The organism is Streptomyces sp. NPDC032745 (assembly GCF_055579465.1).
The window spans coordinates 368,422-382,091 of record NZ_JBVING010000006.1; the positions used below are offsets into that span (position 1 = coordinate 368,422).

Below are 13,670 nucleotides of genomic sequence, written 5' to 3' on the forward strand. Positions count from 1 at the left end.
GGCTACGGACGCGTAACCTACGGCATCGTAAGTATGGCAAAGCCACAGCCCGGGGCAAGGGGAGCACGACCGGGCCCGGGGCGCTCGAAACGGCGCCCGCCCTGGGCCGCGCGCCGCCTGATGAGACGTTTAGCGGGGCGCGAGCCAACGACACCTATCCTGGTGTCGTCGGACAGCGCGGTCCGCACGGGCAGCCGAGCTGCGCATCAGGTGGGGGACACCCCCGGGGCCCCTCCCAGCCGTCGCTGGGGGAGGAATTCCGGGACGCACACCCCCGCGCACCCCGGAGCCCACCTCCCAGTAGCGCTCGAACACTGCAAGGAGCCGCACCTGTGAGCAGTGCTGACCAGGCCTCCTCCACCCCGGCCAAGGCCCAGGCCACCGCCGTCGCCGCCAACGCAGAGCTGCGGGCGGACATCCGCCGCCTCGGCGACCTCCTCGGCGAGACCCTCGTCCGCCAGGAAGGGCAAGACCTCCTCGACCTCGTCGAACAAGTGCGCGCCCTGACGCGCACCGACGGCGAAGCCGCCGCCGCACTGCTCGGCGACACCGACCTGGAGACCGCCGCCAAGCTCGTACGGGCCTTCTCCACCTACTTCCACCTGGCCAACGTCACCGAACAGGTACACCGCGGCAAGGAACTGCGCGCCCACCGAGCCGCCGAAGGCGGGCTGCTCGCCCGCACCGCCGACATGCTCAAGGACGCAGACCCCGAACACCTGCGCGAGACGGTCCGGAACCTCAACGTCCGGCCCGTCTTCACCGCACACCCCACCGAGGCGGCCCGCCGCAGCGTCCTCAACAAGCTGCGCCGCATCGCCGCCCTCCTCGAAGAGCCCGTCTCCGGCGCCGGCGAACGCCGCCGCCACGACCTGCGCCTCGCCGAGAACATCGACCTCGTCTGGCAGACCGACGAGCTCCGCGTCGTACGCCCCGAACCCGCCGACGAGGCCCGCAACGCCATCTACTACCTCGACGAGCTCCACGCCGGCGCCGTCGGGGACGTACTCGAGGACCTCGCCGCGGAACTCCAGCGCGTCGGCGTCGAGCTGCCCGCAGGCACCCGCCCCCTCACCTTCGGCACCTGGATCGGCGGCGACCGCGACGGCAACCCCAACGTCACCCCCGACGTCACCCGCGACGTACTGATCCTCCAGCACGAGCACGGCATCACCGACGCCCTCGAACTCGTCGACTACCTGCGCGGACTGCTGTCGAACTCCATCCGCTACACCGGCGCCACCGAGGAACTCCTCTCCTCCCTCCAGGCCGACCTCGAACGCCTCCCCGAGATCAGCCCGCGCTACAAGCGGCTGAACGCCGAGGAGCCGTACCGCCTCAAGGCCACCTGCATCCGCCAGAAGCTCGTCAACACCCGCGAGCGCCTCGCCAAGGGCACCCCCCACGAGGAAGGCCGCGACTACCTCGGCACCGCCGAGCTCCTCACCGACCTCACCCTCATCCAGACCTCCCTGCGCGAACACCGCGGCGCCCTCTTCGCCGACGGCCGCATGGACCGCACCATCCGCACGCTGGCCGCCTTCGGCCTCCAGCTCGCCACCATGGACGTCCGCGAACACGCCGACGCCCACCACCACGCCCTCGGCCAGCTCTTCGACCGCCTCGGCGAGGAGTCGTGGCGCTACGCCGACATGCCGCGCGACTACCGGCAGAAGCTGCTCGCCAAGGAGCTGCGCTCCCGCCGCCCGCTGGCGCCCACCCCGGCACCGCTCGACGCCGCCGGCCAGAAGACCCTCGGCGTCTTCTCCGCCATCAAGGACGCCTTCGAGAAGTTCGGCCCCGAAGTCATCGAGTCCTACATCATCTCGATGTGCCAGGGCGCCGACGACGTCTTCGCCGCCGCGGTGCTGGCCCGCGAAGCCGGCCTCATCGACCTCCACGCCGGCTGGGCCAAGATCGGCATCGTCCCGCTCCTGGAGACCACCGACGAGCTCAAGGCCGCCGACGTCATCCTCGACGCCATGCTCGCCGACCCCTCCTACCGGCGCCTCGTCTCCCTGCGCGGCGACGTCCAGGAGGTCATGCTCGGCTACTCCGACTCCAGCAAGTTCGGCGGCATCACCACCAGCCAGTGGGAGATCCACCGCGCCCAGCGCCGCCTGCGCGACGTCGCCCACCGCTACGGAGTGCGCCTGCGGCTCTTCCACGGCCGCGGCGGCACCGTCGGCCGCGGCGGCGGCCCCTCCCACGACGCGATCCTCGCGCAGCCCTGGGGCACCCTCGAAGGCGAGATCAAGGTCACCGAACAGGGCGAGGTCATCTCCGACAAGTACCTCGTACCGTCCCTCGCCCGCGAGAACCTCGAACTGACCGTCGCGGCGACCCTGCAGGCCTCCGCCCTGCACACCGCCCCCCGCCAGTCCGAGGACGACCTCGCCCGCTGGGACGCGGCCATGGACACCGTCTCCGACGCCGCACACACCGCGTACCGCGAGCTCGTCGAGGACCCGGACCTGCCCTCGTACTTCTTCGCCGCCACCCCCGTCGACCAGCTCGCCGACCTCCACCTCGGCTCCCGGCCCTCACGCCGCCCCGACTCCGGCGCCGGCCTCGACGGCCTGCGCGCCATCCCCTGGGTCTTCGGCTGGACCCAGTCCCGCCAGATCGTCCCCGGCTGGTACGGCGTCGGCTCCGGCCTCAAGGCCCTGCGCGAAGCAGGCGGCGAAGCCGCCCTCGCCGAGATGGGCGAGCGCTGGCACTTCTTCCGCAACTTCCTCTCCAACGTCGAGATGACGCTGGCCAAGACGGACCTGCGGATCGCCCGCCACTACGTCGACACCCTCGTCCCGGACGACCTCAAGCACGTCTTCGCCCGCATCGAAGCCGAACACGAGCTCACCGTCCGCGAGGTCCTGCGCATCACCGGCGGCCAGAAGCTCCTCGACTCCAACCCGGTCCTCCAGCAGACCTTCGCCGTCCGCGACGCCTACCTGGACCCGATCTCCTACCTCCAGGTCTCCCTGCTGGCCCGCCAGCGCGCCGCCGCCGCCCGCGGCGAAGACCCCGACCCGCTGCTCGCCCGAGCCCTGCTCCTCACCGTCAACGGCGTCGCGGCAGGCCTGCGCAACACCGGCTGACACCGCGCCCCGGTGTCCGTGTCCGTCACCCTTTGTGATGACGGACACGGATACCGGGCTCCGCCGCAGCCGGCAGCGACGAGGACCGCACCATGGGAAGCGCCTGTACGGGCCGGGACCAGTGGTCCTACCCCGTCGCCGACACCGCGCTCGTCCTCGAGGTGGTCGCTCCGGATTCCGAAGCACGGCACACCGGCACCAAGCCGCACAACTATGCAGCCGCGGGCATCCCGAACTTCCGGCGGGCCGAGAGCGGGGAGAGCGGCCCCCGCTCGTGCACCTCTTCCAGTTGGACCCGGTCAACCGGATCTACGCGCACACGGGTGCCCAGCAGGGCGTGGTCACGACCGACGTCCCCTTCCGCATGGAGATCGACCTGACCCGGGCCGACGAGCTGTAGCCGTCAGGAGTTGTACGCGGACTGGGCCCGCTCCAGGCCCTCGGCGATCAGGCACTCCACGGAGTCCGCCGCCCGGTCCACGAACCAGTCCAGCTCCTTGCGCTCCGTCGACGAGAAGTCCTTCAGCACGAAGTCCGCCACCTGCATACGACCAGGCGGACGGCCGATCCCGCACCGCACCCGGTGGTAGTCCGGCCCCATCGACTTCGTCATCGACTTCAGGCCGTTGTGCCCGTTGTCCCCGCCGCCCAGCTTCAGCCGCAGCGTCGGATAGTCGATGTCCAGCTCGTCATGGACCGCCACGATCCGGTCCAACGGCACCTTGTAGAAATCGCGCAGCGCCGTCACCGGCCCGCCCGACAGATTCATGAACGACATGGGCTTCGCCAGCACCACCCGGCGGTTCGCCGGACCCGGAGGACCCATCCGGCCCTCCACCACCTGCGCCCGCGCCTTGTGCGCCTTGAACTTCCCGCGCATCCGCTCGGCCAGCAGATCCACCACCATGAACCCGATGTTGTGGCGGTTGCCCGCGTACTCCGCCCCGGGATTACCGAGGCCGACGATCAGCCACGGCGCCGCGTCGTCCGACATCCATGCTCCTTAACGAGGACGACCGCCGTCCCGCTCCCAGTGGAGCCGGACGGCGGTCGATCAGCAAGTGCTGAGGGGGGAAAGCGAGGCTCAGGCCTCTTCGCCCTCGGTGGCGCCCTCGGCGGCCGGCTCCTCGGCCTGCGGGGCGACGACCTGCAGAACGGCGGTCTCGCCGTCGACGGCCAGCGTGGTGCCGGCCGGCAGGACCAGGTCCTTGGCGTGGATGGAGGCACCGGCCTCGAGGCCCGCGATGGACACGGTGACCTCGGTCGGGATGTGGGTGGCCTCGGCCTCGACCGTGATGGTGTTGAGGAGGGTCTCCAGCATGTTGTTGCCGGCGGCCAGCTCGCCCTCGGTGACGACGGCGACCTCGACGGTGACCTTCTCGCCCTTCTTGACGATCAGGAAGTCGACGTGGGAGATCGAACGCTTCAGGGGGTGCTTCTGCACGGCCTTCGGGATGACCAGCTCGGTGCCGTCACCCTCGATGTCCAGGGAGATCAGGACGTTCGGGGTACGCAGCGCCAGCGCCAGGCCGTGGCCCTCGACGTTGACGTGCTTCGGGTCGTTGCCGTGGCCGTAGATGACACCGGGAACCAGGGCGTCGCGACGGGCCTGGCGGGCAGAGCCCTTGCCGAAGGTGTTGCGGAGCTGGGCGGAAAGCTTGACCTCGGACATGCTCACTCCTCGTGGGGTGACGGAAATGGACAACGGTCACCCGGCCTGAACGGCCTGCTACGAAGAGCGCGTCGATAACGGAGCACCGACACCAAAAGGTGCGGCCTCCCTCGCCGAGCAACTCGTAGAGTCTACCCGGCGCGGAGGCCGCACCCAAAAGGATCTCTGTACTACCGGTTACCGCTCCCGGTCACTGCTGCTCTTCGAACAGGCTCGTGACCGAACCGTCCTCGAAGACCTCGCGCACCGCACGCGCGACCATCGGAGCGATCGACAGGACCGTGATCTTGTCGAGCTCCAGGTCGGACGGGTCCGGCAGGGTGTTCGTGAAGATGAACTCACTGACCTTCGAGTTCTTCAGACGGTCCGCAGCCGGCCCCGACAGGATGCCGTGCGTGGCCGTCACGATCACGTCCTCCGCACCGTGCGCGAACAGCGCGTCGGCAGCGGCGCAGATCGTGCCACCCGTGTCGATCATGTCGTCGACCAGGACACAGACACGGCCCCGGACCTCACCGACGACCTCGTGGACCGTCACCTGGTTCGCGACGTCCTTGTCACGGCGCTTGTGCACGATCGCCAGCGGCGCGTCCAGACGGTCGCACCAGCGGTCGGCGACGCGTACGCGCCCGGCGTCCGGAGAAACGATCGTCAGCTTGGAGCGGTCCACCTTCGCACCCACGTAGTCCGCGAGGACCGGCAGCGCGGAAAGGTGGTCCACCGGGCCGTCGAAGAAACCCTGGATCTGGTCCGTGTGCAGGTCGACCGTCAGGATGCGGTCCGCACCCGCGGTCTTCAGCAGATCGGCGACCAGACGGGCCGAGATCGGCTCACGGCCCTTGTGCTTCTTGTCCTGGCGGGCGTACCCGTACGACGGGATGATCACGGTGATGGAGCGAGCCGACGCGCGCTTCAGCGCATCGATCATGATCAGCTGCTCCATGATCCACTTGTTGATCGGAGCCGTGTGGCTCTGGATCAGGAAGCAGTCCGCGCCACGAGCCGACTCCTGGAAACGAACGTAGATCTCACCGTTCGCGAAGTCGAAAGCCTTGGTCGGCACGAGGGCAACGCCCAGCTGATGCGCAACCTCCTCGGCCAGCTCGGGGTGGGCGCGGCCGGAGAAGAGCATCAGCTTCTTCTCGCCGGTCGTCTTGATCCCGGTCACAGCACAGTCTCCTCAGACGTGTTGAAAGCTGCTCGCCCCCGTGTGCGTCCGTCCCGCACACGGTGAGCCAGCCGAATTGCGTGCACCTATCACGGTACGCCGTCCCGGGCGTACCTGTTTCCGGTCAGTTCACCTCAACGAGGCCTCAACGCGGGTCGGAGTCCTCCTGGACCGCCGACTGAGCCGCCGTCGCCGCAGCGCTTCCCGGACGCTTGCGGGCCACCCAGCCCTCGATATTCCGCTGCTGACCACGGGCCACCGCCAGCGCACCCGGCGGCACATCCTTCGTGATCACCGACCCGGCGGCCGTGTACGCGCCGTCCCCGATCGTGACGGGCGCCACAAACATGTTGTCCGAACCCGTCTTGCAGTGTGAGCCGACCGTGGTGTGGTGCTTGTGCTCACCGTCGTAGTTCACGAACACGCTCGCCGCGCCGATGTTGGTGTACTCGCCGATCGTCGCGTCACCCACGTACGACAGGTGCGGCACCTTCGTGCCCTCACCGATCGTCGCGTTCTTCATCTCGACGTAGGTACCGGCCTTCGCCTTCACACCCAGGTTCGTACCCGGGCGCAGGTACGCGTACGGGCCGACGGACGCCGACTCGCCGATCACCGCCGTGTCCGCCACCGTGTTGTCGACGCGGGCCCGCGGACCCACCTGCGTGTCCTTGAGCCGCGTGTTCGGGCCGACCTCGGCGCCCTCGGCGACGTGCGTCGCGCCCAGCAGCTGCGTACCCGGGTGGACCAGCGCGTCCTGCCCGAACGTCACCGTCACGTCCACGAACGTGCTCGCCGGGTCGACCACCGTCACGCCCGCGAGCATCGCCTGCTCCAGCAGACGCGCGTTCAGCAGCGCGCGCGCCTCGGCGAGCTGCACGCGGTTGTTGATCCCCAGGATCTGGCGGTGGTCGGCGCCGACCGCCGCGCCGACGCGGTGACCCGCCTCGCGCAGGATGCCGAGCACGTCGGTGAGGTACTCCTCGCCCTGGCTGTTGTCCGTACGCACCTTGCCGAGCGCATCCGCGAGCAGGGCGCCGTCGAAGGCGAAGACCCCGGAGTTGATCTCCCGGATCGCGCGCTGGGAGTCGGTGGCGTCCTTGTGCTCGACGATGGCGGTGACGGCGCCGGCGCCGTCCCGGACGATGCGGCCGTAACCGGTGGAGTCCGGCACCTCGGCGGTGAGCACGGTGACGGCGTTGCCGTCGGCCTCGTGCGTGGCCGCGAGCTGCTGCAGCGTCTCCCCGGTGAGCAGGGGTGTGTCGCCGCAGACGACGATGACGGTCCCGTCGACGGTGCCGCCGAGCTCTTCGAGGGCCATGCGGACGGCGTGCCCGGTGCCGTTCTGCTCGTACTGGACGGCGGTGCGGACGCCGGCGTCGATCTCAGCGAGGTGCGCGGTGACCTGCTCACGGGCGTGGCCGACGACGACCACGAGGTGTTCGGGGTCCAGCTCGCGCGAGGCGGCGACGACGTGGCCCACGAGCGAGCGCCCGCAGATCTCGTGCAGAACCTTGGGAGTGGCCGACTTCATGCGGGTGCCTTCACCCGCTGCGAGTACGACGACGGCTGCCGGGCGGTTGGCGCTCACGGGTGTGCCCTTCGGCTTCGGGTGGTGGACCCGTGAAGGATACCGGGGGGCCGCCCCCCGGAAACGAAGCCGGGTCCCGACCATGGAGGTCAGGACCCGAACCGACGGCTCCCGGGGCAGGAGTCGAACCTGCGTCGTACCCAGATTCAAAGTCTGGTCGCCCCTGCCGACAGAGCAACCCGGGATTGCGCGCCGTCAGCCTACGCGTTTCTGCGGCGCGCCTCCACTGCCATACGGGACCACCACCCTTCGATTCGGCGGTACAGGTCGGCGCTGTCCAGTACGCCGATCACCAGACAACCCCGGTAGTCCTCGCCAACGTTCTTGCGAACGGTCTTCGGGTTGTGCTTCTTGAGAGTCGTTCTCTGCAGGCGTGAATGGTCTACTCGTACCTGGTCAGCCCAGAAGCGTTCGGCGCCCAGAACGTCGGCCGTCTCGTGGATCATCACTCGGTACTGCAGTCGCTCGGATTCGACTCCGAGGAGGTCGAGCCAGGCCAGAAAGAGCTGGATCATGTCTGGATCGCTGTTGACGAAGATCACCCGCTCGCGGCGTGCGTACGGCTTGCTCTTTTGTCCCTCGGCCCAGTAGAGGCCGACGCCGGTGACGAACAGCTCGCGGTCGGTCATCCCGCCGAGCTCGTCTTCCGCCGACGCCTTCGTCGCTTGGCGGTTCTCCTCCCTCGTCCTCTGGAGCCTCTCCAAGCCGGCGGTCATGCGCGCCCGGTGTTCTTCGGCTGAGTAGCGCGGCTCGGGTTTCGGGAGGTCGCGAACCCAGAGGGAGATGGAGCTCTTCGAGCAGCCCAGTTCAACCTGGATCTGGTCGTAGGTCATGCCCTGGAGGCGGAGTTCGCGGGCCTTGGCGCGGAGCTCGTCCTTCGCGTTGGGGCGCTTGGTCCATTCGGGCGGGGGCTCGCCCTTGACGAGGCGGCCCAGGATGTCGTTGTTGTGGACGCCGAGGCGATCACGTATCTGGCGGAGGCTGAGGCCCTCGCGGCGGAGGGCGATGGCCTGCTCGCGGAGATCCTCGAAGGTTGCGGCGCCCGTGCGGAGGCCGCCTGTGCCGTCGCCGGGGCGACGTCGGATTTCGGTCATGTCCCCAATGTCGTCCGGAATGCGGGATTCAGGTCTCGCCCAGCGGACGATTCAGCCGTACGTGCGATTGCCTTCGGATTGCCGGAATTCCGTTCGCATGTGTGCTGGGGGCCCTGCGTACGCTGGACGGCATGACCGTTACGGGGGAAGAGCAGGGCGGCGCCGGGCGCGACGGGCCGTTGTGGTGGGAGCGGCGGCGGGGGGCCGTGCTCGATGTGGGGCTGGCGGCGGTGTCCGCCGTCGAGTGCGCCGTCGAGGGGGTGCCCTTCGCGCGCGAGGCCGGGGTGCCGGTGGCGGTCGGGGTGCTGTTCGGGCTCCTGGTGGGGTCCACGCTCGTGCTGCGCCGGCGGTGGCCGATCGCGGTGGTGCTGGTGGGGATCGCCGTGTCGCCGGCTGCGATGGGGTTCCTGCTCGGGGTGGTGGGGCTGTACACGCTGGCCGCCTGCGAGGTGCCGCGGCGGATCACCGCGACGCTGGCCTCGATGTCGCTGGTCGCGACGTTCGTCGTGATGTACGTGCGGACCATCGGGGACCAGGGGGCCTCGCGTTCCCTCGTCATCGTGCTGTCGGTGTTCGTGGCGGTGGCGCTGACGGTGCCGCCGGTGCTGCTGGGTCTGTACATAGGGGCGCGGCGGCGGTTGATGGAGAGCCTGCACGAGCGGGCGGACTCGCTGGAGCGGGAGCTGTCGCTGCTCGCGGACCGGGCGGAGGAGCGGGCCGAGTGGGCCCGTAAGGAGGAGCGGACGCGGATCGCGCGGGAGATGCACGACGTGGTGGCGCACCGGGTGTCGCTGATGGTGGTGCATGCGGCGGCGCTGGAGGCGGTGGCGGTCAAGGATCCGGCGCGGGCGGCGAAGAACGCGGCGCTGGTGGGTGACATGGGGCGGCAGGCGTTGACCGAGCTGCGGGAGATGTTGGGGGTGCTGCGGGCGGCCGAGTCGCCGAAGCGGGCTCCTGCGGTGGTGCCGGTGGCTGCGCTGGTGGGGGGTTTCGAGGAGGGGCCCGGGCCTTCGCTGGGGGAGCTGGAGGCGCTGGTCGGGCAGTCGCGGGCGGCGGGGATGGTCGTGGAGCTGGATGTGCGGGGTGCGGGGGCGGGGTATCCGGCGGAGGTGGAGCAGACGGCGTACCGGGTGGTGCAGGAGGCGCTGACCAACTGCCACAAGCATGCGCCGGGTGCGAGGGTCGTGGTGCGGCTGGCTCACCGGGAGGGTGAGGTGGCCATGCAGGTGGAGAACGGGCCGTGCGGGGCGGATGTGGTGCAGCCGGGGCTGCCGAGTGGCGGGAACGGGCTGGTCGGGATGCGTGAGCGGGTGCTCGGGCTGGGTGGGGTGTTCGTGTCCGGCCCGACGGACGAGGGCGGTTTCAAGGTCTCGGCGGTTCTGCCGGGCGGCTCCCGGCAGGTGTGAGCCCGCCCCGGGGCGGGCTCACGTTCCCTGGCCGGGCCCCGGGTGGGGTGGGGGTCAGGGGGTTGTGGTGAGGCGGGTGGGTTGGAGGCCGGTCAGGAGGAGGGTCAGGGCTTCGTCCGGGGCGCCGCCGAGGTACCAGTCGCCGGTGTGGTCGATGGCGTAGACGCGGCCTTCGCGGTCGATGGCGAGGTGTGAGCCGGCGTCGGTGTCGATGCCGAGGGGGCAGAGCTCGGTGGACAGGGCGCGGCCGAGGTCGGCGAAGGTGCGTGCGAGGTGGAGTCCGGTGAGGGGGTCCAGGCGCACGGGGACGGGTGCTATCTGGCGGCCCGGGCCGGGGGCGGTGACGGTGAGCCCGCCGAATTCGGCCCAGGCCTCGACGGCGGCGGGGAAGACGGTGTGCCGGTGTCCGGCGGGGGTGGTGTGGTCCCGGAGGGCGTCGGCCCAGAACTCGGCCTGCTTGATGTCCCAGCGGCCGGGTTCCCAGCCGGCGGTGCGCAGGGCGGTGTCCACGGCGGTGGGGAAGCGGGTGGCCGAGGAGCGGTCGTAGGAGGCGGAGGAGGTGGTCATGGTGTCGGGGGTCAGGCCTTCTCTGAGGCGGGGGTGAGGTCGACGGCGCGTACGCCGAAGTGGGCGAGGAGGGCTTCGCAGGAGCGGCAGGGGGGTGCGTAGGTGCCGTGGAGCGGGTCGCCGTCTTCGCGGATGCGGCGGGCGGTGATTTTGGAGTGTTTGAGTGAGCGGCGGGCTTCGTTCGCGGTGAGGGGTTTGCGGGAGGCGCGGCGGCTGCGGGCGCCTTCGGTGGCGGTGAGGTGGCGTGAGAGCAGGATCGCCTCTGGGCAGCGGCCGGTGAAGCGTTCCCGCTGGCCGCTGGTGAGGGTGTCGAGGAAGTCCTGGACGAGGGGGTGGAGTGCGGGTGGCTGGTCGGCTTTGCCTGCGGTGCCGGTGAGGGTTTCGCCGCGTACGGAGAGGGCTGCGGCGACGGTGGGGAGGATGCCGTCGCGGCGGAAGCGCAGGACGGGGGCGGCCGGTCGGCCGTCGGTGGTGCTCCAGCGCAGGCGTGGGTCGCCGGCCGGGCCGCCGGTCTGTCCGGTGGTCTGTCCGTCTTGTGTGGCCTGTCCGCCCGTTCCTGAGGCGCCGTCGGCCGTGTCTGTGCGTGTGGCGGTGTTCTGCATGGTCGCGTCTTCCCTCCCGTGGCGGCGGTGGTGGCCGCTGTCGCGCACGCCCCCGTGCTGAGGGGACAGCCTGTCAAATGTCACCTGTCGTGTGGAAGCGGGGTCGAATATTCGTATCAATTCGGATGTTCCTGGCCCTCGCGCGGGTGCGGGGGTTGCGGGCGGGTGTCCCTCTTGCCGGAGCACATAGGCTGTGGTGAACCAGCCAGATCCAGCAGGGGGCTACCGCCATGACGACAGGTCGGCTCGGGCAGCAGGCCGCGCCACCCAACGCCGCGTACTCGGGGCAGGTCGTGCATTTCCCGGACCCGGTCCGGGCCGCTCGGCATCCCCACGGTGTGCGGATGGACGGGGACGGACATCCCGACCTCTCCCCGTACGCGCGTGCGGCGGTGGAGATCGCCGAGCCGCCGGAGGGTTTCGGCGCGGACGAGTTGCGGCTGACGGACTGCGTGTCCGCGAACGCGGCGATGCATGCGGCCGGCCATGCGCTGTGGGACACCGTCGGGCCGGTGGCGACCCCGCACGGCTGGACCTGGCACCACGTGGCGAAGACGCGGCGGATGGAGCTGGTCCCGGTCGAGGTGAAGGCGCTGCTGCGGCATCACGCGGGGCTGGCGACGGCGCCGGTCGACCATGAGAAGCGTGGGACGCGGCCCTTGCAGGAGGTGCGTCCGGTGCACCTGGGGCTGCCGAAGTCGGTGGTGTCGGTGTCCGAGGAGGCGGTGCAGGGTGTCGAGGAGGACCTCGGCTACCGGCTGCCGGAGGCGTACCGCGCGTTCCTGAAGGCTGCGGGTGGCTGTGCGCCGGTGGGTGCGGGCCTCGACGTGGAGCTCGGTCTGCTGGTGGACCAGCCCTTCTTCACGGTGCGTGAGGAGGCGGCGGTCAACGACCTCGTGTACGTCAACAAGTGTCTGCGGGACCATCTGACGAAGGACTACCTGTGCGTGGCCTTCGTCCAGGGGGGTCTGCTCGCGGTGAAGGTGAAGGGCGAGGCCATCGGCTCGGTGTGGTTCTCCCCGTACGACGACGCCCGTGACCGGGACGGCTGGTCGGTGCAGGAGCGCGTGGAGCGGTTGTTGCTGCCGTGCGGTGCCGATTTCGATGCCTTCCTCGAGCGGTTGGCGGGGAACCCGCCGGAGTTGGAGACGGTGGCCGGTCTGATGGTGGACGGCGGATTCGCACGCTCGGTTCCCGTGTCCGGGTCGGTTGCCGGGCCGGGTGCGGCACCGGTGGAGGGGTGACGGCGCGATGGTGACGTTTGCGCAGGCGCAGGAGCGCGCCGAGGAGTGGATCAACGGGGACGTGCCCGCGTACCAGCACCGGGAGGTGCGCGTACGGGAGTTCGGGCTCGGGTTCGTGGTGTGGGCGGAGGACCGTGCGGCCGGCCCGGTGTCCGGTGGTGGCCGGCAGCGGTTGGTCATCGCGCGGGACAGCGGTGAGGTGACGCTGTGGCCGGGGCTGCCGGTGGGTGAGGTGATCCGCCGGTACGAGGAGGAGTACGGGGTTGCGGCCGCGCCGGTGGCGGAGGCGTCGGTGCCGACGCCGCGGATCGACTCGGAGCAGACCTCGTTCATGCTGAGTCCGCCGGAGTGGCTGCAGGAGGCGGCGGACCGGGCGGGGATTCCGGCGGCGCCGGCCCCTGCGGCGCCTGCACCTGCACCTGCAGCTGCGCCTGGCCCTGTTTCTGCTTCGGAGTCTGCGGTTCCGGCGGTTCCGGCGGCTGCGGTTCCGGCGGCTGTGCCGGATCCCGTTCAGGTGTCCGCGCCCGGGCCGGTGGAGGCGGTGCCGCTGCGCCGCGAGGTGCCGTACGAGCCGACCGCCAACGACGGGGTGCCCGCCGGGGCCACGCCGTGGGCCGGGACCGATGTGAACCCCGGTGCGGACGACGTGTCCGTGCCGCTGCCCGCGACGGTGTTCGCGCCGCCGCTGTCGGGGTCGGACCTGGAGGACATGGCGCCGCCGTCCGGCACGGCCCCGGAGGCGAAGACCACCCTCATGGCCGGGGGCAGCCAGCTCCCGAAGACGGCGATCGCGCCGGCGCTGCACCTCGGGGCCGACGCGGGCCCGGATTCCGGGTCCATCGCCGATGCGCCGACGAGCAAGGCCCAGGTCTCCCGGCCGGGCGCGCAGCCGGTGACGCCGCCCGGGCCGCCGGGGGCTCCCGGTGCGGCTGGTGCTCCCGGGGCTCCCGGTGTGCCTGGCGGCGGGCTGGACCATGCGGCGACGATGCTGGCGGGTCCGGCCGTGACGGGCCGGCCTGCGCCTCCGGGTCCGCCCGGGGCTCCTGGTGCTCCTGGTGCTCCTGGTGCGGGTCAGCCGCCGGCGCCTCCGGGTCCGCCCGGTGCTCCGGGTTCGCTGGGGGGTGGGCTGGATCATGCGGCGACGATGCTGGCGGGTCCGGCCGTGACGGGCCGGCCTGCGCCTCCGGGTCCGCCCGGGGCTCCTGGTGCTCCTGGTGCTCCTGGTGCG

11 protein-coding genes, 1 tRNA gene and 1 pseudogene are annotated in these 13,670 nt (G+C 70.8%); 5 read left to right on the plus strand and 8 right to left on the minus strand.

Annotated elements, in window-relative coordinates; genetic code table 11:
* The first annotated feature begins 332 nt into the window (after nucleotides 1-332).
* Entirely contained in the window at nucleotides 333-3,098 is a 2,766-nt protein-coding gene (gene ppc, locus ACZ5WG_RS18740; protein WP_468724416.1) for a phosphoenolpyruvate carboxylase, read from the plus strand.
* A gap of 274 nt (nucleotides 3,099-3,372) precedes the next feature.
* A complete protein-coding gene (locus ACZ5WG_RS18745; RefSeq protein WP_468724418.1) occupies nucleotides 3,373-3,498 on the plus strand; it encodes a hypothetical protein in 126 nt (41 codons plus the stop codon).
* Between the two features lie 3 nt (nucleotides 3,499-3,501).
* Here ACZ5WG_RS18745 and pth read toward each other — a convergent pair whose 3' ends face one another.
* From pth to ACZ5WG_RS18775, 6 genes are all read right to left on the minus strand, one after another.
* The gene (pth, locus tag ACZ5WG_RS18750; RefSeq protein ID WP_390791117.1) at nucleotides 3,502-4,092 is read right to left on the minus strand and encodes an aminoacyl-tRNA hydrolase; all 591 of its coding nucleotides are present in this window, start codon (nucleotides 4,090-4,092) and stop codon (nucleotides 3,502-3,504) included.
* A 90-nt stretch (nucleotides 4,093-4,182) separates the two neighbouring features.
* On the minus strand, nucleotides 4,183-4,770 hold the full coding sequence (locus tag ACZ5WG_RS18755) for a 50S ribosomal protein L25/general stress protein Ctc (RefSeq protein WP_468724420.1): 588 nt from the start codon (nucleotides 4,768-4,770) through the stop codon (nucleotides 4,183-4,185).
* Between the two features lie 190 nt (nucleotides 4,771-4,960).
* The gene (locus tag ACZ5WG_RS18760; RefSeq protein WP_030156542.1) at nucleotides 4,961-5,938 is read right to left on the minus strand and encodes a ribose-phosphate diphosphokinase; all 978 of its coding nucleotides are present in this window, start codon (nucleotides 5,936-5,938) and stop codon (nucleotides 4,961-4,963) included.
* A gap of 145 nt (nucleotides 5,939-6,083) precedes the next feature.
* Nucleotides 6,084-7,529 (minus strand): bifunctional UDP-N-acetylglucosamine diphosphorylase/glucosamine-1-phosphate N-acetyltransferase GlmU, encoded by a 1,446-nt coding sequence (gene glmU, locus ACZ5WG_RS18765; RefSeq protein WP_468724421.1) that lies wholly within the window; start codon nucleotides 7,527-7,529, stop codon nucleotides 6,084-6,086.
* 108 nt (nucleotides 7,530-7,637) lie between these two features.
* A tRNA-Gln gene (locus ACZ5WG_RS18770) sits at nucleotides 7,638-7,714 on the minus strand.
* 15 nt (nucleotides 7,715-7,729) lie between these two features.
* Entirely contained in the window at nucleotides 7,730-8,623 is an 894-nt protein-coding gene (locus tag ACZ5WG_RS18775) for a hypothetical protein (RefSeq protein ID WP_468724422.1), read from the minus strand.
* Between the two features lie 131 nt (nucleotides 8,624-8,754).
* Here ACZ5WG_RS18775 and ACZ5WG_RS18780 point away from each other — a divergent pair, with 131 nt between their 5' ends.
* On the plus strand, nucleotides 8,755-10,029 hold the full coding sequence (locus ACZ5WG_RS18780) for a sensor histidine kinase (protein WP_468724424.1): 1,275 nt from the start codon (nucleotides 8,755-8,757) through the stop codon (nucleotides 10,027-10,029).
* A 54-nt stretch (nucleotides 10,030-10,083) separates the two neighbouring features.
* On the opposite strand, the gene ACZ5WG_RS18785 is transcribed toward ACZ5WG_RS18780, so the two are convergent.
* Nucleotides 10,084-10,596 (minus strand): SUKH-3 domain-containing protein, encoded by a 513-nt coding sequence (locus tag ACZ5WG_RS18785; RefSeq protein ID WP_468724426.1) that lies wholly within the window; start codon nucleotides 10,594-10,596, stop codon nucleotides 10,084-10,086.
* An 11-nt stretch (nucleotides 10,597-10,607) separates the two neighbouring features.
* Nucleotides 10,608-11,198, minus strand: a complete 591-nt coding sequence (locus tag ACZ5WG_RS18790; protein WP_468724427.1) for a YwqJ-related putative deaminase — start codon at nucleotides 11,196-11,198, stop codon at nucleotides 10,608-10,610.
* Nucleotides 11,199-11,428: 230 nt separating this feature from the next.
* Between ACZ5WG_RS18790 and ACZ5WG_RS18795 the strand changes: the two genes are divergently transcribed.
* Both ACZ5WG_RS18795 and ACZ5WG_RS18800 read left to right on the plus strand, forming a co-directional pair.
* Nucleotides 11,429-12,442, plus strand: a complete 1,014-nt coding sequence (locus ACZ5WG_RS18795) for an SMI1/KNR4 family protein (RefSeq protein ID WP_468724429.1) — start codon at nucleotides 11,429-11,431, stop codon at nucleotides 12,440-12,442.
* A 7-nt stretch (nucleotides 12,443-12,449) separates the two neighbouring features.
* Nucleotides 12,450-13,670, plus strand: a pseudogene (locus tag ACZ5WG_RS18800) (SUKH-4 family immunity protein); the annotation flags it as partial.